The sequence below is a fragment of the Brevundimonas sp. genome (assembly GCF_044239655.1).
GTDB lineage: Bacteria > Pseudomonadota > Alphaproteobacteria > Caulobacterales > Caulobacteraceae > Brevundimonas.
The window spans coordinates 1-25,026 of the sequence record NZ_JBIIAY010000039.1; the positions used below are offsets into that span (position 1 = coordinate 1).

General features: G+C 67.1%; 22 protein-coding genes. 11 read left to right on the plus strand and 11 right to left on the minus strand.

The genetic code is table 11. The features are described 5' to 3' along the window. From ACILQR_RS07160 to ACILQR_RS07170, 3 genes are all read left to right on the plus strand, one after another. Positions 1–858: acyl-CoA thioesterase (locus tag ACILQR_RS07160; protein WP_395650772.1), on the plus strand; the 858-nt coding region annotated here is incomplete at its 5' end. Positions 859–952: 94 nt separating this feature from the next. Continuing rightward, positions 953–2,137, plus strand: a complete 1,185-nt coding sequence (locus tag ACILQR_RS07165; protein ID WP_395650773.1) for a thiolase family protein — start codon at positions 953–955, stop codon at positions 2,135–2,137. A 176-nt stretch (positions 2,138–2,313) separates the two neighbouring features. Then, positions 2,314–2,652: a VOC family protein gene (locus ACILQR_RS07170; protein WP_395650774.1), complete on the plus strand. Its 339-nt coding sequence runs from the start codon at positions 2,314–2,316 to the stop codon at positions 2,650–2,652. A 7-nt stretch (positions 2,653–2,659) separates the two neighbouring features. Here ACILQR_RS07170 and ACILQR_RS07175 read toward each other — a convergent pair whose 3' ends face one another. Next, positions 2,660–3,073 (minus strand): hypothetical protein, encoded by a 414-nt coding sequence (locus tag ACILQR_RS07175; protein ID WP_395650775.1) that lies wholly within the window; start codon positions 3,071–3,073, stop codon positions 2,660–2,662. Between ACILQR_RS07175 and ACILQR_RS07180 the strand changes: the two genes are divergently transcribed. Next, on the plus strand, positions 3,072–3,515 hold the full coding sequence (locus tag ACILQR_RS07180; RefSeq protein WP_395650776.1) for a hypothetical protein: 444 nt from the start codon (positions 3,072–3,074) through the stop codon (positions 3,513–3,515). The two genes, ACILQR_RS07175 and ACILQR_RS07180, sit on opposite strands and share 2 nt — an antisense overlap. Before the next feature lie 353 nt (positions 3,516–3,868). On the opposite strand, the gene cydB is transcribed toward ACILQR_RS07180, so the two are convergent. The 4 genes from cydB to thiE form a co-directional block, all read right to left on the minus strand. Continuing rightward, entirely contained in the window at positions 3,869–4,906 is a 1,038-nt protein-coding gene (cydB, locus tag ACILQR_RS07185) for a cytochrome d ubiquinol oxidase subunit II (RefSeq protein WP_395650777.1), read from the minus strand. Further along, positions 4,903–6,354 carry a cytochrome ubiquinol oxidase subunit I gene (locus tag ACILQR_RS07190; RefSeq protein ID WP_395650778.1) on the minus strand — a complete coding sequence of 484 codons (1,452 nt, stop codon included), beginning with the start codon at positions 6,352–6,354 and terminating at the stop codon, positions 4,903–4,905. Before ACILQR_RS07190 ends, cydB begins: the two co-directional genes overlap by 4 nt. A 124-nt stretch (positions 6,355–6,478) precedes the next feature. Beyond that, positions 6,479–8,170, minus strand: coding sequence for an ATP-binding protein (locus ACILQR_RS07195; protein WP_395650779.1), 1,692 nt, complete (start codon positions 8,168–8,170; stop codon positions 6,479–6,481). A 62-nt stretch (positions 8,171–8,232) separates the two neighbouring features. Beyond that, positions 8,233–8,913, minus strand: a complete 681-nt coding sequence (thiE, locus tag ACILQR_RS07200) for a thiamine phosphate synthase (RefSeq protein WP_395650780.1) — start codon at positions 8,911–8,913, stop codon at positions 8,233–8,235. 119 nt (positions 8,914–9,032) lie between these two features. Between thiE and ACILQR_RS07205 the strand changes: the two genes are divergently transcribed. After that, the gene (locus ACILQR_RS07205) at positions 9,033–9,218 is read left to right on the plus strand and encodes a bacterioferritin-associated ferredoxin (RefSeq protein WP_271147016.1); all 186 of its coding nucleotides are present in this window, start codon (positions 9,033–9,035) and stop codon (positions 9,216–9,218) included. A 4-nt stretch (positions 9,219–9,222) separates the two neighbouring features. Here ACILQR_RS07205 and ACILQR_RS07210 read toward each other — a convergent pair whose 3' ends face one another. Next, on the minus strand, positions 9,223–9,582 hold the full coding sequence (locus ACILQR_RS07210; protein WP_395650781.1) for a hypothetical protein: 360 nt from the start codon (positions 9,580–9,582) through the stop codon (positions 9,223–9,225). A 306-nt stretch (positions 9,583–9,888) separates the two neighbouring features. Here ACILQR_RS07210 and ACILQR_RS07215 point away from each other — a divergent pair, with 306 nt between their 5' ends. Further along, complete coding sequence (locus ACILQR_RS07215) at positions 9,889–13,323, plus strand: TonB-dependent receptor domain-containing protein (protein ID WP_395650782.1); 3,435 nt, start codon at positions 9,889–9,891, stop codon at positions 13,321–13,323. 79 nt (positions 13,324–13,402) lie between these two features. Then, the gene (locus ACILQR_RS07220; protein ID WP_395650783.1) at positions 13,403–14,317 is read left to right on the plus strand and encodes a rhamnogalacturonan acetylesterase; all 915 of its coding nucleotides are present in this window, start codon (positions 13,403–13,405) and stop codon (positions 14,315–14,317) included. Here the strand turns inward: ACILQR_RS07220 and ACILQR_RS07225 are convergent. Genes ACILQR_RS07225 through ACILQR_RS07235 form a run of 3 tightly spaced genes read right to left on the minus strand, consistent with a single transcriptional unit; the run spans position 14,314 to position 18,640 of the window. Beyond that, entirely contained in the window at positions 14,314–15,786 is a 1,473-nt protein-coding gene (locus ACILQR_RS07225; protein WP_395650784.1) for a mannitol dehydrogenase family protein, read from the minus strand. The two genes, ACILQR_RS07220 and ACILQR_RS07225, sit on opposite strands and share 4 nt — an antisense overlap. Then, a complete protein-coding gene (gene uxaC / locus ACILQR_RS07230; protein WP_395650785.1) occupies positions 15,783–17,198 on the minus strand; it encodes a glucuronate isomerase in 1,416 nt (471 codons plus the stop codon). The genes ACILQR_RS07225 and uxaC overlap by 4 nt, the downstream gene beginning before the upstream one ends. Before the next feature lie 44 nt (positions 17,199–17,242). Further along, positions 17,243–18,640 carry a short-chain fatty acyl-CoA regulator family protein gene (locus ACILQR_RS07235; RefSeq protein ID WP_395650786.1) on the minus strand — a complete coding sequence of 466 codons (1,398 nt, stop codon included), beginning with the start codon at positions 18,638–18,640 and terminating at the stop codon, positions 17,243–17,245. Between the two features lie 153 nt (positions 18,641–18,793). Here ACILQR_RS07235 and ACILQR_RS07240 point away from each other — a divergent pair, with 153 nt between their 5' ends. Both ACILQR_RS07240 and ACILQR_RS07245 read left to right on the plus strand, forming a co-directional pair. Continuing rightward, positions 18,794–20,395 carry an isocitrate lyase gene (locus ACILQR_RS07240; RefSeq protein ID WP_395650787.1) on the plus strand — a complete coding sequence of 534 codons (1,602 nt, stop codon included), beginning with the start codon at positions 18,794–18,796 and terminating at the stop codon, positions 20,393–20,395. A gap of 141 nt (positions 20,396–20,536) precedes the next feature. Continuing rightward, positions 20,537–21,205, plus strand: a complete 669-nt coding sequence (locus tag ACILQR_RS07245; RefSeq protein WP_395650788.1) for a hypothetical protein — start codon at positions 20,537–20,539, stop codon at positions 21,203–21,205. A 3-nt stretch (positions 21,206–21,208) separates the two neighbouring features. On the opposite strand, the gene ACILQR_RS07250 is transcribed toward ACILQR_RS07245, so the two are convergent. Continuing rightward, a complete protein-coding gene (locus tag ACILQR_RS07250) occupies positions 21,209–22,372 on the minus strand; it encodes an MFS transporter (RefSeq protein ID WP_395650789.1) in 1,164 nt (387 codons plus the stop codon). Positions 22,373–22,658: 286 nt separating this feature from the next. On the opposite strand from ACILQR_RS07250, the gene ACILQR_RS07255 reads away from it, so the two are divergent. After that, a complete protein-coding gene (locus ACILQR_RS07255) occupies positions 22,659–23,024 on the plus strand; it encodes a DUF423 domain-containing protein (RefSeq protein ID WP_395650790.1) in 366 nt (121 codons plus the stop codon). Positions 23,025–23,047: 23 nt separating this feature from the next. Beyond that, positions 23,048–24,022, plus strand: coding sequence for a prolyl aminopeptidase (gene pip, locus ACILQR_RS07260; protein WP_395650791.1), 975 nt, complete (start codon positions 23,048–23,050; stop codon positions 24,020–24,022). A gap of 158 nt (positions 24,023–24,180) precedes the next feature. Here the strand turns inward: pip and rodA are convergent. Then, a partial coding sequence (gene rodA, locus ACILQR_RS07265) for a rod shape-determining protein RodA (protein WP_395650792.1) occupies positions 24,181–25,026 on the minus strand: 846 nt, incomplete at its 5' end.

Here is a 25,026-nt window from a genome sequence, read left to right on the forward strand (position 1 = left end):
TACGCCATGACCACCCAGAGCCTTGCCGACGCCCTGACCCTGAACCCCGGCCCCGATGGTCTGGTCGGCACGCTGACCGGCGACTTCTCGAATGGCCCCATCTCTGCGCCGCCGGAGAAGGGGTTTCCATTCGGGGGGTTGCTTGCCGCCCTGTCGGCCTCGGCCCTGCGCCGGGGACTGGGCCTGACCCAGCCATTGCGCAGCCTGTCGATGCAGTTCCTGTCGGCCCCGGCCTATGACACGCCGGTCACCTTCACGCCCCGGACCCTGCGCGGCGGGCGCACCGTCACCTATGCGGCGCTGGACGTGCGCCAGGGCGAGAACCTGACCCATCACGCCCAGGCCACCTATGGCCAGGACGACGCCCATGCGCCCCGTGTGTCCGGCCCGATCGTCCCGCCCCCGCCGCTGGACAGCCTCGACCCCGCACGTTCCATCAGCGGGCCGATGTCGCCCTGGTTTTCCCAATACGTCGAATACCGCATGGTGACCGGGCCCAACCTGCTGAAGGGTCTGCCCGGCGATCAGGGTGGCGAGCGGTTGTGGATGAGGACGCGGGATGGAGCCCCTCTGGACGAGGCCCGGCTCTGTTATCTGATGGACGCCGTGTATCCGCCGGGCTGGACGGTCGTGACCGAGCCGTTCCGCGCCGCGACCGTCGATCTGCGTTACGATATCCTCATTGATCCGACGCCGGAGAATGCGCCGGACGGCTGGGCCTTCTTCGAGTTCTCGCTGATCGACCTGGGCGGGGGCTGGACCCTGGACGACCTGATCGTTCGGGACGGGACCGGCAGCATCCTCGCCATCGGGCGCCAGCGCCGCAAACTGGCTCCGACCCGACCACCCCGGCCCTGATCGCGGCAGTTTCACTGTGCCGGACACCGCCCCGCTTGAACCCGACCGACAAACCGCCGATCTAGCCGTCAAAGCTCTTCAAGGATTTCCCGTCATGTCCGCCGATCCCGTCGTCATCGTCTCGTTCGCCCGCACTCCGATGGGCGGCTTCCAGGGCGCGTTCACGGGCGTGAAGGCGACCGAACTGGGTGCCACGGCGGTCAAGGCGGCGGTGGAGCGCGCGGGCGTCGCCCCGGACAAGGTCGACCAGATCTACATGGGCTGCGTCCTGCCCGCCGGTCTGGGTCAGGCCCCGGCGCGTCAGGCGGCGATCGGTGCCGGCCTGGGCCTGCACGTCGAGGCCACGACCCTGAACAAGATGTGCGGCTCGGGCCTGCAAGCGGTCATGATGGCTTCGGACGCCCTGTCGGCCGGCAGCGCCGACGTGATCGTGGCCGGCGGCATGGAAAGCATGACCGGCGCGCCCTTCCTGATGAACAAGCACCGCGCCGGGGCCCGGATCGGCCATGACGTCATCATCGATTCCATGATGATGGACGGGCTGGAGGACGCCTATTCGCCCGGCAAGCCGATGGGCTCCTTCGCCGAGGATTCGGCTAGGACCTATCAGTTCACGCGCGAGGCCCAGGACGCCTATGCCGTCGAAAGCCTGACCCGCGCCAATGCGGCGATCACCTCGGGGGCCTTCAAGGCCGAGATCACCCCGGTCGAGGTCACGGGCCGCAAGGGCACCGTCACGGTCATGGAAGACGAACAGCCCGGCAAGGCCATGCCGGAGAAGATCCCCGGCCTGAAGCCCGCCTTCGCCAGGGACGGCACCATCACCGCCGCCTCCTCCGCCTCGATCAGCGACGGTGCCGCCGCCCTGGTCATGACCCGCGAGAGCGTGGCCAGGGCCCTGGGCCTGCCCATCGTCGCCCGGATCGTCAGCCATTCGGCCCATGCCCACGAGCCCGGCCTGTTCACCACCGCGCCCGTGCCCGCCATGCAGAAGGCCTTGGCCAAGGCCGGATGGACCGCCGCCGACGTCGATCTGTGGGAAATCAACGAGGCCTTTGCCGTGGTGCCCATGATCGCCATGCAGGAACTCGGCCTCGACCACGCCAGGGTCAACGTCAACGGCGGGGCCACCGCCCTGGGCCATCCGATCGGGGCGTCCGGCGCGCGCGTCCTGACCACCCTGCTGGCGGCGCTTCAGGCCCGGGGCGGGACGAAGGGCGTGGCCAGCCTGTGCATCGGCGGCGGCGAGGCCGTAGCGGTCGCGGTCGAACTGGTCTGATCCGCCCGGCCGCATCGGCGCACGCGGTCGGACGCCATCAGGCGGCTCAGGGCCTCGGGTCCGGCTGCCAGAACGATCATCACGGCGACTCTTGCGACTGCGAATAGTTCTCAAGATTGCGTGGGGATTATCCGTGTGGCAAGCCCCTTTTCGGCCAACAGGAACGGAACACGAACATGCGCATCGACGGCAAGCTCGACTATCTGGAATTTCCCGCCGCAGACATCGGCGCGGTCAAGGCCTTCTATGGCCAGGCCTTCGGCTGGACCTTCCAGGACTATGGCCCGACCTATGCGGCCTTCAACGAGGGGCTGGACGGCGGGTTCGACGCGGACCCCGCCGATCGTTCAAAGGCCCCCCTGCCCGTCCTCTATGCCACCGACCTGGAGGCCATGCAGGCGCGGGTCGAGGCGGCGGGCGGGGTGATCCTCAAGCCCATCTTCGCCTTCCCCGGCGGGCGGCGCTTCCACTTCCGCGATCCGGCCGGAAACGAGTTGGCGGCCTGGTCGGAATAGACCTCGCCTATTTGGCGTCGACCGAGTTGGCGATCCGCTCGGCCAGGGCCTGATCGGCACCGTCCAGGCTTGACGTCCAGACGTGGATCTCTCGCGGGGCGGTCGGGCGCTGGAACATATGCTCCAGCGCGTGCCGGGTCAGGCCGTCGGTGGTGACCACCGAGGCGCGCCCGCCGGCCATGATTACGTCGCCCGAATAGATCGGGAACTGCGACGACGGCCCGACATAGATGCGCACGAAGGCCTGGCCGGCTCGGGCGATCGTATACTCCTGGAAATCCGGACCGGGCCGACCCGCCGTCAGGCTGAAACCCATCGGCATCTCGACCGTGAACGGCAGGGCGGCGTAGGCCGAGGGACTGACCGGCGTCGCAGCGGGGACCGGCGCGGGTGCGGGCGGCGCAGCCGCCGGAGCCGGCATGGGCTCCGGCGCGAAGGCGGGCCCGGTCGAGGGGGCCGGGGTTCTGACAGGCGGCTGCACGGCCGGCGCGTTGGGCCGGGGGACAGGCATCGGCGGGGTCGCGACAGGCGGCGTCACAGGGCGGGGCTGCGGCACAGTCGGTGTCGGCCGGGGCGTCGGCATCGGCACCGGAATCGGAGCCGTCGAGACCGGCGGCGCGACGGGGCGCGGCTGGGGCATGACCGGCGCGGGCGTGGGACGGGTCACCGGCGGTTGGGTCGCGGGCACTGCCGGACGAGGCACCGGGGCGGGTGCCGTGGAAACCGGCGGAGTGGGCGGGCGCGGCTGGGGCATGACCGGAGCCGGGGTCGGCGTCGGCTGGCGCACAGGCGGCGGGTTCAGAGGCGGCGAGGTCACGGGAGCCGGGCGCGGCACCGGTGCGGAGTTCGGCGGTGGCGAATAGACCGAAGCGGGCTGCACCGGACGCGGCACAGGCACGACGGCCGCAGGGGGCGCGCTGTTCAGGCTGCGGGTCAGGTCGCTGCCGGGGCGCTGGGCCGGCGGCAAGGCCTGGATCGATCCGGGCGCGGGGGCGGCCGTGGTCTGGGGCGCTGACGACAGCAGGAAAACGGCGGCAAACAAGACGGAGCTCGACATGGCCCCTCTTTCGCGCCTCAGCCCGCGAACGGCAAGGCCCGCAACGCATAGGCGACGACGGCCACCACGGCCGAACTGGCCACACACAGACCGGCGAACCAGGCCAGCTTCTTCCACAGCGGGCCGGACGCCTCGCCCGGCTCGGGCGGGGGGACAGGATCAATGATGATAGCCGGCCTCCTCGTCGATCTTGCCCCGGAACACGTAATAGACCCAGGCCGTGTAGAGCAGGATCAGCGGCAGAATGATCCCCGTCCCGACCAGCATCAGCCCCAGCGCATTGTCCGGCGCGGCGGCCTGGCGATAGTCGATCGCATAGGGCACGACATAGGGGGCGAACCCGACCGCCAGCCCCAGATAGCCCGACAGGAAGACCAGCAGCGCGCCCGCAAACGGCCAGCGATGCGAGCCCTTGCGCCCCATGACGAACACGATACCGAGCCCGATCAGGCCCAGAACGGGGATCAGCAGCAGGGGTGCCAGCGTCGGCATCGACACCGCCAGCCCGTCGCTGAGGTCGATCCCCCATCGCGCCGCGATCCGGGGATGGATCACCAGCGTCGCCACACTGACCGCCGCCAGCAGCGCCGTGACCCCGACCGCCCCCCACACCGTCCAGCGACGGGCGTCCCCGTGCAGGTTGTCGGTCGTCTTCATCATCAACCAGGTCGAGCCCAGCAGCGCATACCCCGCCACCAGCCCGGCCGCGACCAGCAGGGTGTAGGGGGTGAACCAGTCGAACGGCCCACCCGCGAACCGGTCGTTCTCGACTGTCACCCCCTGAATGAAACCGCCGAGGATCAGCCCCTGGGCCAGGGCCGTCAGGATCGAGCCCCCGGCGAACATCTGGGTCCAGAATTTGCGGCCCCGGTTCCGGGCCCGGAATCTGAACTCGAACGCCACGCCCCGCAGGATCAGCCCCGCCAACATCAGCAGCACCGGCAGATACAACGCCGGCATCAACACCGAATAGGCCAGCGGAAAGGCGGCCAGCAGCCCCCCTCCCCCCAGCACCAGCCAGGTCTCGTTACCGTCCCAGACGGGCGCGATGGTGTTCATCATCACGTCGCGCTCGCCCGGCGTCTTTGCAAACGGGAACAGGATGCCGACCCCCAGGTCGAACCCGTCCAGAACGACATACAGCAGCACCGCCACGGCGATCAGCCCGGCCCAGATCAGAGGAAGATCAAGAGTCATTTCGGACCTCCCAGTACGCCATCAGGCCCGTCATCGCCCGGCGTGGTGTCTTCCGGTGCCTTGGCCAGGGGCGTGCCAGGCGCGCGCTGGCCACGCGGTGCCGGCTCGGTCTTCGCCGCCACCGGACCCTCGGCCATCAGCCTGAGGATGAAGATGGCCCCGGCCGTGAACACGACGGAATAGACCAGGATATAGGCGGTCAGCGAGATCGCTACCTCGCCGGTCGTCACCGGTGACACCGCGTCCCTTGTTCTCAGCATACCATAGACCAGCCAGGGTTGGCGTCCGACCTCGGTCACCATCCAGCCCGCCAGCACCGCCAGGAAACCGGACGGTCCCATGATCAGGGCGAAGCGCAGGAACCACGGACTGTCGAATATCCGCTTGCGCCAGATCAACACTGCGCCCCACGCCCCCAGCCCGATCATCAGCAGGCCCAGCCCCACCATGATGCGGAAGCCGAAGAAGGGAATGAAGGGTGGCGGCTGATCCTCGCGCGCATAGGAATCCAGCCCCTTGATGACCTCATCGCGCGGCAGGTTCTGGATCATGTTGCCGACGCCGGGGATCGACACCTCGAAATGGTTCTTCTGGGCATCGCGGTCCGGAATACCGAACAGATGCAGCGGCTGATCGGCCCGGGTTTCCCAGTAGCCCTCGATCGCGGCGGTCTTGGCCGGCTGGTACTTGTGCGTCACCTCGCCTGAGGCGTGTCCGACGACCAGTTGCAGGGGGGCCAGCACGGCGATCAGGCCCACCGCCATGACCAGCGAGATGCGGCTCTCGGTCCAGCCCTCCGTCTTCACACCGGCCGCCCGATCCTTGAGCAGCCGATAGGCCGAGGCCGCTCCGACGACGAGACCCGTGGTGATGAAGGCCGCCAGCAGCATGTGCGCCAGCCGTGTCGGGAAGCTGGGGTTGAAGATGACCTGCATATAGTCGGTCGCCTCCATCGTCCCGTCGGCCATGATCTGGAACCCCTGCGGCGTCTGCATCCACGAGTTGGCCGACAGGATCCAGAAAGCCGAGATGGTCGTGCCGATCGCGACCAGCACCGTCGCCGCGAAATGCAGCCGTGGCCCGACCTTCTTCCAGCCGAACAGCATGACCCCCAGGAACGACGCCTCGAGGAAGAAGGCCGTGAGCACCTCATAGGCCAGCAATGGCCCGATCACCCCGCCGGTCAGGCGGATGAACTCCGACCAGTTGGTGCCGAACTGGTAGGACAGCACCACACCGGACACCACGCCCATGCCGAAACTGAGAGCGAAGATTTTCACCCAGAACAGGTAAAGGGTCATGAAGGCCTGACGCTTCGTCGCCAGCCAAAGCCCCTCCAGCACCGCCAGATAGGCCGCCAGCCCGATCGTGAAGGCGGGAAACAAAATGTGGAAGGCAATGGTGAAGGCGAATTGCAGTCGCGACAGCAGAAGTGCGTCGAAGTCCACGGTCAGGTGTCCCGAATAACCCTAGTCAATGTAGGCTGACTGCGCCTTCGCCAGGGCAGAGTCTATGGGCGATGGAGCGCGCGACGCGACGCCGCACGCCCGGGGTTTCGCACATCGGTTCACGTCAGGCGGCGGGCAGTTCCACCCAGAAGGTCGCGCCTTCGCCCGGTGCCGACTCGACCCCGATCGATCCGCCCTGAAGCTCGACGAGCCTCTTGGCCAGAGCCAGACCGATGCCGTGGCCCTCGACCGTGCTGCGCTCGAGTCCCAGGCGATTGAACGGCTCGAACAGCTGGGTCTGTTTCAGCGCCGTCAGGCCAGGCCCCTTGTCGGAAACCTCGATCCGGATCCCGAACGGGATGCGCAGGGCCCGGAACGTGACCGCCCCGCCGGCCGCCCCGTACTTGACCGCATTGGTCGCGAAATTGTCGATCACCTGCGTCAGGCGCTGAGAGTCGGCCAGGGCAATCAGGCCGATGCCATCGCCCTCGACCGTCACCTTCAGTCCCTGGGCGTCAGGGCGCATGGCGGTGGACCGGCACACATCCTCGATCACCCCGACAACATCGGTGGGACGCAGCTCGACCTTGACGGCTCCGGACTCGGCGCGGGCCACGTCCAGCAGATCGTGGGCCAGGGTCTCGACCTGACGCGCGGTCTTGACCAGCATGTCGGCCATTTCCTTCTGCGTCGCCGTAACGGGACCCAGCTGACCGGAGGACCACAGGTCGCCGATCCCGATGACGCCGGCAACGGGGCTCTTGATCTCGTGGGCGACGTTGGCCAGAAGACGGGACTTGGACTCCGAGGCAAGTTCGGCGCGTTCCCGTCCCGCCTTGGCTCGCTCGGTCAAGCCATCTACCTGGGTCAGCAGTGCCGCAACGAGCATGAAGGGCATGCAGACGGACAGCAGCATCAACTGCGCCGTCAGGACCCGAATACCGGGATCAAATCCAACCAGGGACCGTGGCGGTTCCCCGTAGAGGATCGACCCGAACATGATGAGGGCCGTTGCCAGCATCGACAGGGCGACGCCGGTCAATCGCAAGCGCGCCGCGATGATGACCAGCAGCATGTTGAGTATGAAGGACACCGGTCCCAGTCTCAGAATATAGTAGGCCCACGCCACGGCGGTGAGCATGGCCAGGAGGCCGATCCATTCCGCCATTCTGACGGGATCGATCAGAACCTTGGCCGACCGGCCATTGACGCCCAGAATGATGGGCAGGATCAGCATCATGCCCAGCGCGTGGCCAAACCACCACATCTGGAACCCGGTGAGGAGCGGCACCCCCTTCAGATTGGCCAGGACCAGACAGCCCAATCCGGCGCCGATCAAAGGCGCGACCAGAGCAGACACGCCGATCACTGTGACGGCCGACCGAACCGTAGACAGGCTTTGACCGGGGGCGAAACGCCGCATCAGCAGCACGGCGGCCACGATCTCCACCCCATTGACAGCCGCCAAGGTCAGAGACGCCAACGGCGCGTACCCCATGAGCAGCAAGCCCGCCAACAGGCCTGCAATCACGAGGCCACCGAAGCAGAGGTCGAACGCCATACCCTTGCCGGTCCGGACCCAGATCGCCGAGGCCACCGCATTGGCCAGCCACATCACGACGACGCCCTCGGTCGTCATCCCGAAACGAATGCCCAGGACCGTCAGCAGGACCACCGCGCAGGCGGTCGCCAGCGGCCCCAGGGGCTGAGCAAACGCCGTGCTCGGGCCCGCCGTCCCCGCTCGCGCGGGCCGACGGACAGGGACAGGCGCAAGGGGCCTGGTTGGAGCTTCCAGCACGCGGCTGACGGACATCATGCAGGACTCGGATCGCAACGGGACGGCAATCTATCGCCCCGCCTCCCTAATATCCGGTGAAGCTAGCCCCGATCGGACCCCGCCTCCCAGGCCTGGGCCAGCACGGCGTTCAGAGCGCGCACCGCCTCGGCCGGACCCTGCGGATGGGCCCAGACCCCGGCGCTGACGGCGACGAAGTCCGCGCCGGCCAGGGCCAGACCGGCGGCATTGTCGACCGATATCCCACCGATGGCCACACATGGCGTCTCGATCGTCTGCTGCCAGATGGACAGGATCTCCGGATCGGGCCGATGCGTGGTGTCCTTGGTGTCGGTCGCGAAAAAGGCTCCGAACGCGACATAGTCGGCCCCCGCCTCGGCCGCCTCCATGGCCAGGTCGCGACTGTCATGGCAGGTCGCACCGATCATGGCGGCGGGGCCCATCAACCGCCGCGCCGAGGCGACCGAGGCGTCCGACTGCCCGACATGAACCCCGTCGCAGCCCAGGTCGGCGGCCAGGTCCGGGCGGTCGTTGAGAATCACCGCCACGTCATGTGCCCGCGCGATCGGGGCCAGGCGCGTTACCGCCGCCCGGATCGTCGCCTCGTCGGCAGGCTTCAACCGAATCTGCAGCGCCGCCACATCGCCCGCCCCGAGTGCTGATTCCAGCTGCTCGGCGAACGCGTCCAGATCGTCGATCCTGGGCGGGGTGATGAGGTAGAGCCGGGTCGGCGGTCTGGCGGGGATGTTGGACGGTTTGGCCATGACGTCCGCCTGCCCCGCGCCGGTGTGGGCGTCAACCCGCGACAATGCGAACGACTTGCAGGCGCAGGAATCTGTGCTACAGAGAACCATTCTCATTCGCCTTCGGGATTCTGCTTTCCGTGTACGTGTGCAACTGCAACGGCCTTCGCCAGCGTGACGTCGCCCTCGCCATCGAGGCAGGTGCCACGCGTCCTCGCGACGTCTTCGCCCGCAACCAGTGCCAGGCCCAGTGCGCCAAATGCGTCTGCGAGATGCGCGCGATGATTCAGGAAAGCCGCGAAATCTACGCCATGGCGGCCGAATAGGGCGTCATCGCCGGGCCCGCGCCGCCTTCAGACGAGCGACCAGGTCACGCCGAGCCGCCGCGTACTCACCTTCCAGAACCGACCTCCGTTTCTGTAGCGCGGCAACCTCGGCTTCGATATCGCCGATGGCTGTCGCCTGTGTGGTGTCGAGGCGTTCCAATCGCCCTTCCAGATCCGCAACTCGCGCCTTCTGAGCGGGGGTTGGACCTGAATCGCGACTGCGTCGGGGTGCCTTAGAGATTGAACCGACATCAACCGCCTCCCCCGTCTGGATCACCTCACCCGGTTGGGCCAGGGCGGCGTCGAAGGCTGGGCCATCCGTGATCTCCCGCGCCAGGCCGGACTTGAAGATGTCCTGGGTCATGCCCCATGCCTTCAAGGCCTTGGGGCGCGACGACGCCGCCACGGTAAACGCGTGAAACCCGTCAGACCATGTGAAGACCTTCGATCGGACCATGGCTTCCTCCGTCCGCTCAGGAATGTCACCGTTCCGCGTCCAGTTCCGTCGAACGCGTCTTGAGCGGATTGTCACACAGGCCGCGATTTGCGCGACGTTTTGATTCCGGTGTTGACACCGGTGTCAGACATCGCCTTATTCAGCGGGCCAAAAGTCGGCGAGATTCTGTCCAGTTCCCGGAGAGGGGCGGGCACCCTTGGGAGGAGACCCGAAATGTTGAACTCACGCACCCGCGCGCTCTATTGCGCCTCCGCAGTCGCCCTGATGACTGCCGCCTTCGCCGCGCCTGTCGCGGCCCAGACGACGCTTGCCGAGCCGTCGCAGGATGAGGCCGCCCAGGTTGACGAAGTCGTCGTCACCGGCATCCGCGGCGCTCTGCGCAGCGCTCTGAACACCAAGCGCAACGCCAATGTGATGGTCGACGCCATCAACGCCGAAGACATCGCCGACTTCCCCGACGCCAACCTGGCCGAGTCGCTGCAACGCCTGCCGGGCGTTTCGATCGACCGCGACAACGGCGAAGGCCGTACGATCACGGTTCGCGGCCTGGGCTCCGACTTCACCCGCGTTCGCCTGAACGGCGTCGAGGCCCTGTCGACGGCCGGTGCCTCGATCGCCGGCGACAGCCCTAACCGCGGCCGTGGCTTCGACTTCAACACCTTCGCCTCCGAGCTCTTCAACTCCCTGAAGGTCCAGAAGACCGCCTCGGCCGAGACCGACGAAGGTTCGCTGGGTGCCACGGTCGACCTCCAGACCGGCCGTCCCTTCGACTTCCGCGATCGTCGCCTCGGCTTCTCGGTCCAGGACGCCTATTACGAGAACGGCCAGACCCACAATCCGCGCGTCGCCGCCCTGGCCTCGAACCGCTGGGAATTCAACCACATCGGCCAGATCGGCATCCTGGGTTCGATCGCCTACAACAAGCGCGACCAGACGATTGACTCCTATCAGCGTCAGGCCGGCCAGTCCGACTACACCTACCGCGGCGCCACCTTCGCCGGGACGCCCAACATCGCCGGCGGCACCAGCATCATGACCCGCCAGGGCTTTGCGGCTCCGGCCGGCACCGCCTGCAACAATGGCGTGATCCCCGGCGTCAACATCACCAACATCTCGTACTGCGACGCCCTGCGCGGATCGAACCTCGCCGCTTACAACCTGATCAACAATCCGATCGGTTCCACGCTGACACGCAGCGGGACGTCGACCGGTGCGGGCACGACCAGCGCTCCGGGTTCGCTGATCCGCATCCCCGCCCTGCCGACCCTGAACCAGCAGGACCTCAGCCAGGAGCGCATCGGCCTGACCGGCTCGCTGCAATGGCGTCCGACCGACCGCACGACCGTCAGCTTCGACGGCGTCTATTCCAAGCTGGACCAGGTCTCGACCAACTATCAGATCGTTCCCGTCGGCCTGAACCGCAACAACACCCAGGGCAATGCGAACCAGGCGACCTACCAACTGGCCAACGCCAACGTCGGCGGGACCAATGCACAGCGCCGCGCCCTGTACGCCTCCTGCAACTCGCGCGCCGAGACCGACATCATCGCCGGCATCGACTGCGGCCAGGGCCTTTACGGCAATACGCCGGTTCCCGGTACCCTCTCGGGCTTCAGCTTCAACCCCAACAACCTGGAACCCTACGACTACTATAATAGCCCAACTTCAAGGGGTTACATCGCCGACCCGACGGGTCTGGCGCTGCGCAACGCGCTGATCGGGCGGCCGTCGATCCGGCTGCTGGACGCGGCGCTTAGCCCGAATGGCCAGAACGCGGACTATCTGGTGCTGTCCAACGTCGACATGCGTTCGGCCGCAGACGAGGCGCGCTACACCACCTATTTCCAGCAGGGCACGATCGACGTCGCCCACGAGTTTTCCGATACCCTGCGCCTGCACGCGATCTACGGCGAGAGCCGGTCGATCAACAAGTCGCAGGGCTCGCTGGTCGAGTTCACCCGCCTGAACTCGGGCACGGGCGCGGCCGGTGACGGCTATTTCGTCTATGACGCGCGTGGCGGCGGCGACATGCCGTCGATGAATTTCGGCTTCGACGTCGCCGATCCGACCAAGTGGGACGTGGTCAAGGGCTTCTCGGCCATCCGCTATTTCGAGCGGACCGTGGACAACCACTATGAAGGCGGCGCCTTCGACCTGGCCTGGGACGCCAACGAGCACATCACGCTGAAGGTCGGCGCCTCTCAGCGTCGCTACAGCTTCTACACCACGGCCTCCCAGCGTGAATCGGCCCGCGAGACCCTGAACCCCAGCCTGATCGAGGCCGGAGCCACCATTCAGCAGGTCGGCGGCGTCCATACCTTCGGCCAAGGCCTGGACCTGCCGGCCGGCACTCCGACCAGCTTCTACGCGCCCGACCTGGACGCCTTCCGCGCGCTGTTCGATTTCGAGTGCAACTGCGTCAACAAGTGGAACGACTGGCGCGTGTCGCCCAAGTTCAACTTCGCCCAGACCTTCGCCATCCAGGAAACCGACAACTCCTTCTTCGGTCAGGTCGACTTCAACGTGCCGGTCTTCGGACGCGACTTGCGAGGCAACTTCGGTGTGCGTCATGCGATCACCGACGTGGACTCGAACGGCTTCACCAACCGCGGCCGGGCGATCAACGCGACGAACAACTACGAGAACACCCTGCCGTCGATGAACCTGGCCTATGAGCTGACGGACACGATGATCATCCGGGCCGGGGTGGCCAAGGTCATGGCCCGCCCCCTGCTCGGCAACCTGGCCCCCAGCGTCACGGCCTTCAGCGTTCCCAACGGCCTGGGCGTCACCACCGGCGGTTCGATCACCATCGGCAATCCCAAGCTGAACCCGTTCACCGCGACCAACTACGATCTGTCGTTCGAATGGTATTTCCAGCCGGACGCCCTGTTCTCGGTCGCCATCTTCGACAAGAAGATCGAAAGCTTCCCGCAGACCCTGGTGGGTGACGGCACCCTGTCCTCGATCCTGGACTCGACCGCCATCGCTGAATTGCGCGCCGAGTTCGAGGCTATCGTCAACGACACAACCCAGACGGCGGCGACACGTGCCAGCGCCCAGAACCAGGTCAACTATATCAACAACAACAATAGCTTCGCTATCCGCCAGTTCCGGGACGCGCCGGGCGGCTATATCCGCGGCGTCGAGGTCAACTATCAGCAGAACCTGACCTTCCTGCCCTGGTATTTCGAGAACCTGGGCATCCAGGCCAACTACACCCACCTGGAATCCGAGCTGACCTACATCCTGACGCCGCAGCCGCTGGTCACGGGCGTCGGACCGTTCACGGGTGCCTCGCCCGACGCGTTCAACTTCACCATCTTCTATGAAGTGCCGAAGTTCTCGGCCCGCGTCTCGACCTCCTATCGGGCGGACTATGTGACCCAGTATCCGATCGCCTCGGGCACCACCGATCCGGGCTTCTCGGACTCGCCGCTGGTCAACGACTTCCTCGGTTCGGAAGCCACGCTGAACGTCGACATGTCCATGTCCTACAAGCTGACCGACAACATCACGGTCAACCTGGAAGCGCTGAACCTGACCAACCAGACGACCAACCGCTGGGGCTACGCCGACGACCGCGTGACCACCAACTACGGCTCGACCGGCCGCCAGGTCTTCGTCGGCGCCCGTATGAGCTTCTGACCGTCACCAAACTCTCCTGAACCTCGACACGGCGTCGGCTTCGGCCGGCGCCGTTTTTTCTTTCAAGGACCGATTGACGATGCGCCTGACCCTGTTGATCGCGGCCGCCAGTGTCGCCCTCATGGCCTCCCCGGCCCTCGCCCAGACGACCGCCCCGACCCCCACGCCCGCCGACACCGTCCCGCCGGCCCAGCCCATCCGGGCGTCCAAGATCATCCTCGTCGGCGATTCCACGACCGCCGTCGCCGGCGGCTGGGGCCCCAGCTTCTGCGCCCAGCACGTCACCTCGTTCCTGACCTGCACCAATCTGGCGCGAGGCGGACGTAGCAGCGGCAACTACCGGACCGAGGGCTCGTGGGACATCGCGCTGGGCGAGATGTCCACGCCCAACTATGTCGCCACCTATGTGCTGATCCAGTTCGGGCACAACGATCAGCCGGGCAAGCCGGGCCGTTCCACCGACCTCGCCACCGAGTTTCCCGCCAATCTGAAACGCTATGTCGAGGAGACTCGCGCGCGCGGTGCTATCCCGGTCCTGCTGACGCCGCTGACCCGCCGACAGTTCGTGGACGGACAGCTCCAGAACGATCTCGATCCCTGGGCCGAGGCTATCCGCCGGGTCGCCGCGGAAACCAACACACCGCTGGTCGATCTGAACGCCTCCAGCGCCGCCGCTGTTCAGGCCCTTGGGCCCGCAATGTCGGCCCGCTTCGCCCAGGCCGCGCCGCTGCCCGAGGTCGGTGCCGCTCTGCTGACAGGGACGACAATCCCCGCCGCCGGCAACGCCCCCGTCGCGCCTGCTCCCGTGGCCCCGAACGCCCCGGCGGTCGCGCCGACGGCCCAGAACAATGCGGCTGTCGAGCCGATGGGCCAGGCCAGGCTGGCCTTCGACTACACCCACCTGGGCCCGGTCGGCGCCGACTTCTTCGCGGCTCTGGTGACGCGGGATCTGGTCCTGGCGGTCCCTGCGTTGCGGCGGGCCTTGATCCTTTAGCCGGTCAGGAACCTTGCCGCGGTGCTCAGGGCTCCGTCCCGCCGCAAACCGGCATAGGCCGTGGACAAGGCGGACCTGATCCTCGGATCGGCCACAAGCGCAGGCGAGAACACGGCCGACAGGCTCAGTAGCGCATCTACCTTCGCCTCATCCGTATCCGCCCCGGCCAGCAATCGCGCCGTCTCAGCCGCCAGTGGGTCCTGCACGACATAGGCCTTGCCCGCCTCGTCCACCCCTTCCTGCCAGCGCATCCAGGCGGCGACGCCCAGGGCCAGGGCGTCGATGGGCTGTCCCGCCGCCAGCCGGGCCTCGATCGTGTGCAGCAGGCGCTGGGGCAGTTTCTGCGAGCCGTCCATGGCGATCTGGTAGGTGCGGTGCATCAGGGCGGCGTTGTCGAACCGGGCCATCAGGGCCGTGCGATAGGCGGCGATGTCGAGGCCCGGCGGTGGGCTCACCGTCGTCTGAGCCTCGTCCCACAGCCGCATCACCACGGCGCGCAGGGCGGGATTGGCCACGGCCTCATGCACATGGGCGTGACCGGACAGGGCCCCCAGATAGGCCACCGCCGAATGGGCCCCGTTCAGCAGGCGCAGCTTGGCGTCCTCCCACGGCTCGACGGCCTCGGTCAGTTGCACGCCGAACGCGGCGAAGTCCGGCCGCTCGCCGGCGAACCTGTTCTGGATCACCCACTGGGTAAAGGGCTCGGCCTTGACCATGCCTTCGTCGCGGACGCCGAGGCGGGCTTCCAGCCGGTCGATGTCGTCAGGCGTCGTCGCGGGCACGATCCGGTCGATCATGGTCTGGGGGAAGGCCCCCTCGGCCGCGATCCACTGGGCCAGTTCCGGGTCGATGCGCCGCGCCATCTCCAGCACCCCGGCGCGGATGCGGGCTCCGTTATGCGGAAGGTTGTCGCAACTAATGACCGTGAAGGGCTTCAGCCCCGCAGCCTTCCTCGCCTTCAGGGCTGCGACGATAAAGCCGGGCGCGGTCCGGGGGGAGGCGATGTCGGCCAGGTCGGCGGCGACCTCGGGGTCGCCCAGCATCAGGTCGCCCGTCGCCGGATCAAGGCGATAGCCCTTCTCGGTCACCGTCAGGGTGACGATGTGGACGTCGGCATCGGCCATGGCGGCGACCAGCGCGGCCGGGTCCTGCGGCCCGACCATGACGCCACGTCCGGCCCCGATGATCCTCAGCCGCTCCTCGGCCCCGTCGCGCACCACCAGCGTATAGAGCCCGTCCTGGGGGTTCAGCTGTTCGGCCACCGACGGCGACCTCAGCGACACGCCCAGCACGCCCCAGCGCAGGTCGCCGCTGGCCAGGGCATCGTCGAACACCACCGCCTGATGCGCCCGGTGGAAGGCCCCGATACCCAGGTGGACCACCCCGGTCTTCACAGCCGCCCGGTCGTATCCGGGCCGGGCGACCTCGGCGGGCAGACCTGCCAGGGCCGCATCGTCGAGCCGGCTCACAGCCTGTAGGCCGCCTTGACCAGACCATAGGTCAGGGCGTGGGCCAGCTCGTGGGCCTCGTCCTCCTCCATCCGGTGTTCGACCACCAGCTTTGCCAGGAAGCCGCAGTCCATACGCCGGGCCACGTCGTGACGCGCCGGGATCGACAGGAAGGCACGGGTGTCGTCGTTGAAGCCGACGGTGTTGTAGAAGCCCGCCGTCTCGGTCGTCTGTTCACGGAACCGGCGCATCCCCTCGGGACTGTCGTGGAACCACCAGCTGGGCCCCAGTTTCAGCGCCGGATAGTGGCCCGCCAACGGAGCCAGTTCGCGGCTGTAGGAGGTCTCGTCCAGCGTGAACAGGATCAGGGTGAGGCGGGTATCGGACCCGAACCGGTCCAGCAGGGGTTTGAGCGCCCGGACGTAATCCGTCCGTGTGGGGATATCGCAGCCCTTGTCGCGGCCGAAGCGGTTGAACACCGTCGCCGAATGGTTGCGGAACGATCCCGGATGCAGCTGCATCACCAGCCCGTCCTCGACCGACATCGCCGCCATCTCGGTCAGCATCTGGCCCCGGAACAGTTCGGCGTCGGCAGGCGTCGCGGGGCCGGTCGAGACACGGGCGAACAGGGCCTCAACGTCCGCCCTCGACAGATCGGCGGTGAAGGCGGTCGGATGGCCGTGGTCCGTGGAGGTCGCCCCCATGGACGCATAGAAGGCCCGGCGCGCCCGGTGCGCGTCCAGGTATCCGTCCCATGTCAGGGTGTCGAAGCCGGTCTGGTCGGCCAGTACCTTCAGATTGTCGCGGAAACCCTCATAGTCGGGATCGACCACAGGATCCGGCCGATAGGCCGTCAGCACCCGCCCCTTCCAGCCCGAGGCCGCAATCGCCTTGTGATGGTCGAGGGTATCGATCGGCGACTCGGTCGTCGTGATCACCTCGATGTTGAATCGCTCGAACAGGGCGCGAGGCCGGAACGCCTCGGTCTTCAGGGCCGCGTCGATGACGTCGTAATAGTGGTCCGCCGTCTCGGCCGACAGCCGCACGTCAATCCCGAACGCCTCGGCATAGACCCAGTCGTGCCACATGCGGGAAGGGGTGCCCCGGAACAGGTGATAGTTCTCGGCGAACCGCCGCCAGATCGCCCTTGGATCGGTCTCGACCGGACCGCCGTCGGCCCGCGGAACGCCCAGGTCCTCCATCGCCATCCCCTGGGAATGCAGCATGCGGAAGACATAGTGATCGGGCGTGATCAGCAGCTCGGCCGGATCGGCGAAATTCTCGTTCAGCGCAAACCACGACGGGTCCGTATGGCCGTGCGGGCTGATGATCGGCAGGTCCCTGATCTGCCCATACAGCCTTCTCGCCACACCGCGCGTGTCGGGATCGACAGGGAACAGGCGGTCGGGATGCAGGCGAAGGGACTGGGTCATCGCGGGGATGAATCCTGCACGCAGGAACCGGTGTCAACGTGAATTCAGGTATCGGTGAACCCGAAGGGGGCCGAGGTCCGGCGGATGTCGTCGGCCAGGATCTGGCGCCCGATCGGCGGGGCCGAACGGGCCGTGCATTCGGTTCTGTGGCACAGGCGGCAGGTGACGCCGATGGGGGTCGGGACCGGCGGTGTCGCGTCCGCATAGACCAGCCGACCGGCATGCTCTGCCGCGCAGCCGAGCGCGATGGCCCGCTCGACCCGGGGCGCAGCGAAACCGCCGCCGCCCGCCGTCACCGTTCGGGCGATGGAGAAGAACCGCTGGCCGTCGGGCAGTTCCAGCCACTGGGTGACGATCTCGCGCGGTGTCCGAAACGCGTGATGCACCGACCACAGCGGGCACCCGCCCCCATGCCGTGCGAACGGAAACCCCGCCCCGTCCAGCCGCTTGGACACATTGCCCGCCGGATCGACCCGGATGAAGAAGAAGGGCACCCGCTCGGAGCCCGCCTTCTGCAGCGTCGTCAGCCGGTGGGCCGTCTGTTCGAAACTGGTCCCGAACTGTCGCGCCAGGGCCTCGATGTCATAGCGTTTGCTTTCCGCCGCTCGCGCGAAGGCACCGTAAGGCATGACGATCGCCGCCGCCGCATAGCTGGCCAGGGCCCGCCGCGTCAGCCGCTCGCCGCTCTCGGTCGCGAAGGTCGCGGAGGCCACCACGGCCTCGATGACGTCGGCCATCTCCAGATGCGCGACCTGCTGGGCCATCTGGAAAGTCCGGCTCGCGGCATCCAGCGCGTCGTCGAGCAGAAGCTGCTTCCGGTGCAGGTCGAGCCGCCGCACCGACCCGACCATGACATCCGTCGGCAGCCTGCGCACCGTCAGCCCGTGCCTGACCAGCAGATGTTTCGCCAGCCCGCCCTCGTCCGTCTTGGTCTGGCTCAGCCGTTCGGCCGCGTCGTCCAGCGTCGGGAAACTGTTCCTCCGCGCGGCCAGGAACCTGCGCGCCTCCCCCACCGGATCGGGTGCGCCCTCATCCCCATCCAGCGCCTCGACCCCACGATCGGCCAGAGCCAGATGCTCCTCCTGATAGGCGGTGTAGAGCCGCAGCAGGGCCTCGGTGACGCCCGGGAAATTGGTTGCCAGGTCCGCGTTCTCCAGCGGCGGCAGGTCAATGTCGGCGAACATCGGATCCTTCAGCACCCCGTGCAGCCGGGCCGTGATCTCCGACCCGTCCGACCGCGCCAGAGCGGCCATGTCGATCTTGTAGGTCTGGGCCAGCCGCAGCAGCACGTCCGCCGTCAGCGGCCGGTGGTTGCGTTCCAGCAATGCGATGTACGACGCCGACACCTCCAGATCGGCCGCCATGTCGGCCTGGGTCAGGCCCAGGTCACGCCGGATCCGGCGTAAGGATGGTCCCACGAACAGGCGGCGGGGCGTCATCATCGCAAGGCGTCTCCGGACGGCGTCATCGCCGTCCTTACAACATTACACCAGATTTCTGTAAAGTTCGACAACTCGACCTCGCAGCCGCTTCGCAGGCGCAGCATCGGGGCCTATCCGGCGTTCAACACCCGCATCCAGACGCAGGAAATTTCGATGTCATACCAGGATCACATCCGCCAGGTCGGCGCCCTGATCGAGTCCAAGGCCGGCCCCTGGTCGGGCATCTCGGCCGAGGCCGTGGCGCGCATGCGTCTCCAGAACCGGTTCCAGACCGGCCTCGACATCGCCCGCTACACCGCCGGCATCATGCGCGCCGACATGGCCGCCTATGACGCCGACCCGTCGCAGTACACCCAGTCCCTGGGCTGCTGGCACGGCTTCATCGGCCAGCAGAAGATGATCTCGATCAAGAAGCATTTCGGCACGACCAAGGGCCGTTACCTGTACCTGTCCGGCTGGATGATTGCCGCCCTGCGCAGCGACTTCGGCCCCCTGCCCGATCAGTCGATGCACGAGAAGACCTCGGTTCCGACCCTGATCGAGGAACTCTACACCTTCCTGCGCCAGGCCGACGCGCGTGAGCTGGGCATGTTGTTCCGCGACCTGGATGCCGCCCGCGCCGCCGGTGACGACGTCGCCGCCGCCAAGGCCCAGCAGGCGATCGACGGGCACCAGACCCACGTCGTCCCGATCATCGCCGACATCGACGCCGGCTTCGGCAATGCCGAGGCCACCTATCTGCTGGCCCGCAAGATGATCGAGGCCGGGGCCTGCGCCCTCCAGATCGAGAACCAGGTCTCCGACGAGAAACAGTGCGGCCACCAGGACGGCAAGGTCACGGTCCCGCACGAGGACTTCCTGGCCAAGGTCCGGGCCTGCCGCTACGCCTTCCTGGAGCTGGGGGTCGAGGACGGGATCATCGTCACCCGCACCGACAGCCTGGGCGCCGGCCTGACCAAGCAGATCGCCGTCTCGAACGAACCCGGCGACCTGGGCGACCAGTACAACAGCTTCCTGGACTGCGAGGAGATCTCGGCGGACCAGCTGTCGAACGGCGACGTCATCATCAACCGCGACGGCAAGCTGCTGCGGCCCAAACGTCTGCCCTCCAACCTGTTCCAGTTCCGTGCCGGCACCGGCGAGGACCGCTGCGTCCTGGACAGCATCACCAGCTTGCAGAACGGTGCCGACCTGTTGTGGATCGAGACCGAAAAGCCCCACGTCGAGCAGATCGCCGGCATGATGGACCGCATCCGCGCCGTCATCCCCGACGCCAAGCTGGTCTACAACAACTCGCCGTCGTTCAACTGGACCCTGAACTTCCGCCAGCAGGTGTTCGACGCCTGGTCGGCCGAGGGCAAGGATGTCTCGGCCTATGACCGCGCCCGCCTGATGAGCGTCGATTATGACGCGACGCCGCTGGGGGCCGAAGCCGACGAACGCATCCGCACCTTCCAGTCGGACGGCGCGAAGCGGGCGGGCATCTTCCACCACCTGATCACCCTGCCGACCTATCACACCGCCGCCCTGTCCACCGACAACCTCGCCCGCGAATACTTCGGCAGCCAGGGCATGCTGGGCTACGTCAAGGCGGTCCAGCGCGAAGAGATCCGCCAGGGCATCGCCTGCGTGAAGCACCAGAACATGTCCGGCTCCGACATCGGCGACGACCACAAGGAGTATTTCGCCGGCGAGGCGGCCCTGAAGGCCGGCGGCGCCCACAACACGATGAACCAGTTCGGCGAAGCCGCCTGATCATCGCTACGAGCCTGAACCTTGGGCCGGCTTCCGAAAGGGGGTCGGCCCTTTTTCTTGAGGTCTCTTTCGCTCCCCGGTTGACTTGACAGTCGGCCGATGCCCGTCACGGTGTCGGGGTCGGTCGTCCAAGGAGTCCCGATGGACTTTCTCAAGATCCTGAGGAGTTTCGAGGAGTTCGTCTTCGAGGCCACCAGCTGGCTGATCTTCTATCCCTTGACGATGTGGCGCATCCTCCGCCGCCCGCTGGCCACGATGGACTATTCGGACCGCGAACAGTCCGACACCGACGAGAAGCGTTATGACGACGCACTCAGCCCACCGCTGGTGCTTCTGGCGACGATCGTCCTGTGGAATCTGATCGGGATCGAGGCTCATGTGGCGGATCTCGAGGCGACCTCGACCGCCATGAAGACGCTGGCCGCGTCTCAGCAGAACCTGATCCTGTTCCGGTCCCTGATATTCAGCCTGATCCCCCTGATCGCGGCCGCCAGCCTCGTCCATCGACAGGGCAAGAGGCTGAGCCGGGAGACCCTGCGGGTGCCGTTCTACGCCCAATGCTATCTGGCGGCGCCCTGCGTGATGGTGGTGTCCATCGGCGGGATCATTCTGCGACGCGCGGACATGGCCAACCTCTTGGGGCTCGCGGTGATGATAGTGGGGGCGACCTGGTTCCTGGTCGTTCAGACGCTCTGGTTTCGCAACAAGCTCTCGACGTCCTATGCGCGCGCGGCGGTCATTGCGCTCTGGGCGACCGCCCGGGCGCTTGCGATCCTGCTTCTGGTTCTGTTGTTGCTGGCGATCCTCTGAAGGTCAGGCTCGGACCCGCCCCGACCGCCCCAACCCCAGCGCCACCACCCCGCCGACCCCCGCCAAAGCCGCCATGGCCCAGTATCCCCCTGCCCCGAACCGGTCGAACAACGGCCCGCTGGCCAGGGTCGCCAGGCCGATCAGCACCCCGGCCGACAGCATCGAACTCAGGGTCTGGGCCGCCGTGTGGCTGTCGGGCGGGCTCAGCCGCTCGACCAGTTGCACCCCGGCCAGGAAGGTCGCGGCGAAGGTGAAGGTGTGCAGCACCTGCAGGGGCCACAGGCTCCACAGCGGCGGCTCAAGCGCGAACAGACCCCAGCGCACCACGCCCCCGGCCGCACCCAGGCCTAGCATCAGCAGCGGCCCGATCCCGACCCGCCGCCGCCACGGGTCGATCCACCACATGAAGGCGATCTCGACCACGACGGATGCCCCCCACAGCAGGCCGGTCAGGCTCTCGGGCACCCCCGCCGCCTTCCACAGGATGGCGGAAAATCCGTAATAGAAGGCGTGGCTGGCCTGGACGCAGCCGACGGCGACGATGGCGGCCATGAAGACCGGATCGGCCAGCAACCTATGCAGGCCCCGGAACCGCTCCAGCCCCGCCGCAGGCCCGCCCTCCAGCACCGGCTCGGCGGGCAGGCCGAACCGCGCCCAGACGACCAGCAACACCCCGGCCGCGATCAGCCAGACCATGACCAGATCGACCGACCCGGTGACCAGCAGCGCCCCTACGAGAACATTGGCCGCGACGAAGGCCGCCGACCCGAACCCGCGGGGCACAGAGAAGGCAAATCCCTCCCGCACCGCCAGCCGCATCGTCAGCACGTCGCTGAGCGGCATCAGGGCCCCGGCGCAGGTCGCGGCGACGAACCACAGCGGTGCCCACCACCCGAACCCATCGACGATCGGCATGGCGGCATAGGCGGCCGTGCCCAGCACCGCCAGAAATGTGATCGCCGTCCGCCTGTGCGCGAACCCGTCGGCCCACAGGGCGATGGCCGGGCCGGTCACGATCCGCCCCAGCATCGGCGCGGCCAGCAGGACGCCGATCTCGGCCCCGTCCAGCCCCCGCGCCCTGAGCCACAGCCCGATGAAGGGCAGGCTGACCCCATTGGCCCCGAACACCAGGATGTATTGCAGCGCCATGCGCCATGAAGACTTCATGCGTCCCGATAGCAGGATCGCTCGCAACCGGGCCATCGGATGCGCGTCCGAATTTATTTTCGCACATACGGAATCACGGCCCCACAAGGGTTTGCGCCCCGATTCAGCCCTTGAACTTGCACAGCCGCCCACGGGTGTAGGCTGCCGGGTCCACGGTGCGGTCCGTGAAGGTCATGCCCGCGCCCGCAAACGGTTGAAGCGGTTGAAACGGTTGAAACGGTCGATGCTTTGATGATCGCTCGCTCAGCACTCAAGACAGGTGCCCCTTGGCGCGTTAGGACGACGCATGACCCTGAACCGCACCCTCGCCGTCTTTGCCGCCCTGAACGGGGCCATGGCCGTCATGGTCGGAGCGTTCGGTGCCCATGGGGCCGGACCGGCGATCAAGACCCTGCTGACCACCGGCGCCCATTATCAGATCGTCCACGCCCTGCTGGCCCTGGCCTGTGCCGTCTGGCCCCTGCGCAGCCGCCTGAGCGACATCGCCGGCTGGCTGGCGGTCGTGGGCGGGCTGGTCTTCTGCGTGGCGATGATCCTGACCGGGCGGGAGCCGTCGTTCGGCGCCGTCGCCCCCGTCGGCGGGGTTCTGATGATTGCGGCTTGGCTTTTGCTCGCCTTTGCCGCATTGCGGAATCCTCCCTCCCGCGCCTGATCCATCGTCGAGACGCTCCGCCCATGGCCTTTCCTACGCCCGACGCGCCGCGCCGCGAGCTCTATCCCGAGATCGAGCCCTTCGCCTCCGGCTGGATGCAGACCGGGACCGAGCACGAGATCTATTACGAGGAATGCGGCAACCCCCAGGGGCGGCCTGTGGTCGTCCTGCACGGCGGTCCCGGCGGGGCGGTCAATCCGGGGATGCGGCGCTATTTCGACCCGGCCAAATACCGCATCGTCCTGTTCGACCAGCGCGGCTGCGGCAAGTCGCGGCCCAACGCCTCGCTGGAGGACAACACCACCTGGACCCTGATCGAGGACATCGAGGCCCTGCGTGAACGCTGCGGCATCGAGAAATGGGCGGTATTCGGCGGCTCGTGGGGGTCAACCCTGTCCATGGCCTATGCGATCACTCACCCGGAGCGGGTCGAGGCCCTGCTGCTGCGCGGCATCTTCCTGCTGACCCAGAAGGAGCTGCACTGGTTCTATCAGGACGGTGCCTCGATGATCTTCCCCGACGCCTGGGAACGGTTCGTCGCCCCGATCCCCGAGGATGAACGCCACGACCTGATGGGCGCCTACTATCGGCGGCTGATCGGCCCCGACAAGGACGAGCGCGAGGCCTGCGCCGTCGCCTGGTCCAGCTGGGAGGGCGAGACCGTCAGCGTCGAGGGCCCTTCGGCTCGGCCCGACAAGTTCGCCGAACCCGACTTCGCCCTGGCCTTCGCCCGGATCGAGAACTGGTATTTCACCAACGGCGGCTTCTTCCCGGAGGAAGGCTGGCTGCTCAAGAACATCGGCCGCATCCGCCACATCCCCTGCTGGATCGCGCAAGGCCGGTTCGACGTGGTCACCCCCATCGCCAGCGCCTGGGCCCTGAGCCAGGCCTGGCCTGAAGCGAAGCTGGATATCGTGCCGGATGCAGGCCACGCGTCCAGCGAGCCGGGCATCGTGGACAGCCTGGTGCGGGCGACGGACTGGGCGGCAGCACTGTAATCACGAACCTTTCCCTCCCCCTCGGGGGGAGGGTGGTCGAAGCGCAGCGAAGACCGGGTGGGAAGGGCAAGGCACGACAGCGCCGTATCACCCTGCCGCCCCCACCCGATCGCTTCGCGATCTGCCCTCCCCCGAGGGGGAGGGAAAGCTTACGACCGTCAGAAAGCCCCATATCCCTTGGGCAGTTCGGCATAGCGGTGGACCCGGGTCGACAGGATGAAGGCAAAGCCGATCATCACGGTCATCATGGACGAGCCGCCATAGGACAACAGCGGCATGGGCACGCCCACGACCGGTGCCAGCCCCATCACCATCGCGCCGTTGATCAGGACGAACAGGGCAAAGAAGGCGATCATCCCCGCCGACCCGACCCGGCCGAAATGGCTGTGCGCCAGGGAGGCGATGCGCAGGGCGATCAGGATGATGCCGACGTAACAGGCCAGAACCGCAAACGACCCGACAAAGCCGAACTCCTCGGCCAGGGTGGAGAAGATGAAGTCGGTCTGGCGTTCGGGCAGGAACTCCAGCTGGCTCTGACTGCCGAGGCCATATCCGCGCCCCAGCAGACCGCCGGATCCCAGCGCGATTTTGGACTGGATGATGTTGTAGCCCGTGCCGGTCGGATCGGATTCGGGGCTCAGGAAGGTCAGGACCCGATTGCGCTGGTACTCGTGCATCCCGAACATGACGAAGGGCGGGATAGTGACGATGCCCGCGATGCCGCCCGCCGCGATGATCTTCCAGCTGAGCCCCGCCACAAACATGATCGCCGCCCCCGTCAGGCCGATGATCATGGCCGAGCCCAGGTCCGGCTGTTTGGCGATCAGCAGAAAGGGAACGCCGACCATGGCGGCCGGGAAGATCAGCTTCCAGGACCAGCGCGCCTCCTGGGCGGTATGGTCGTGGTACCAGCGCGCCAAGGCCAGGACGAGACCCAGTTTGAAGAACTCGGCGGGCTGGATGCGCATGAAGCCCAGGTTCAGCCAGTTCTTGGCCCCGGCCCC

Excerpts from the sequence above, each read along its gene's own strand:
- ACILQR_RS07165 (WP_395650773.1), top strand. The coding sequence starts at position 953 with ATGTCCGCCGATCCCGTCGTCATCGTCTCGTTCGCCCGCACTCCGATG.
- ACILQR_RS07170 (WP_395650774.1), top strand. The coding sequence starts at position 2,314 with ATGCGCATCGACGGCAAGCTCGACTATCTGGAATTTCCCGCCGCAGAC.
- ACILQR_RS07180 (WP_395650776.1), top strand. The coding sequence starts at position 3,072 with ATGGGCTCCGGCGCGAAGGCGGGCCCGGTCGAGGGGGCCGGGGTTCTG.
- ACILQR_RS07175 (WP_395650775.1), bottom strand. The coding sequence starts at position 3,073 with ATGCCGGCTCCGGCGGCTGCGCCGCCCGCACCCGCGCCGGTCCCCGCT.
- cydB (WP_395650777.1), bottom strand. The coding sequence starts at position 4,906 with ATGACTCTTGATCTTCCTCTGATCTGGGCCGGGCTGATCGCCGTGGCG.
- ACILQR_RS07195 (WP_395650779.1), bottom strand. The coding sequence starts at position 8,170 with ATGATGTCCGTCAGCCGCGTGCTGGAAGCTCCAACCAGGCCCCTTGCG.
- thiE (WP_395650780.1), bottom strand. The coding sequence starts at position 8,913 with ATGGCCAAACCGTCCAACATCCCCGCCAGACCGCCGACCCGGCTCTAC.
- ACILQR_RS07210 (WP_395650781.1), bottom strand. The coding sequence starts at position 9,582 with ATGACCCAGGACATCTTCAAGTCCGGCCTGGCGCGGGAGATCACGGAT.
- ACILQR_RS07215 (WP_395650782.1), top strand. The coding sequence starts at position 9,889 with ATGTTGAACTCACGCACCCGCGCGCTCTATTGCGCCTCCGCAGTCGCC.
- ACILQR_RS07220 (WP_395650783.1), top strand. The coding sequence starts at position 13,403 with ATGCGCCTGACCCTGTTGATCGCGGCCGCCAGTGTCGCCCTCATGGCC.
- uxaC (WP_395650785.1), bottom strand. The coding sequence starts at position 17,198 with ATGACCCAGTCCCTTCGCCTGCATCCCGACCGCCTGTTCCCTGTCGAT.
- ACILQR_RS07235 (WP_395650786.1), bottom strand. The coding sequence starts at position 18,640 with ATGATGACGCCCCGCCGCCTGTTCGTGGGACCATCCTTACGCCGGATC.
- ACILQR_RS07240 (WP_395650787.1), top strand. The coding sequence starts at position 18,794 with ATGTCATACCAGGATCACATCCGCCAGGTCGGCGCCCTGATCGAGTCC.
- ACILQR_RS07245 (WP_395650788.1), top strand. The coding sequence starts at position 20,537 with ATGGACTTTCTCAAGATCCTGAGGAGTTTCGAGGAGTTCGTCTTCGAG.
- ACILQR_RS07250 (WP_395650789.1), bottom strand. The coding sequence starts at position 22,372 with ATGAAGTCTTCATGGCGCATGGCGCTGCAATACATCCTGGTGTTCGGG.
- ACILQR_RS07255 (WP_395650790.1), top strand. The coding sequence starts at position 22,659 with ATGACCCTGAACCGCACCCTCGCCGTCTTTGCCGCCCTGAACGGGGCC.
- pip (WP_395650791.1), top strand. The coding sequence starts at position 23,048 with ATGGCCTTTCCTACGCCCGACGCGCCGCGCCGCGAGCTCTATCCCGAG.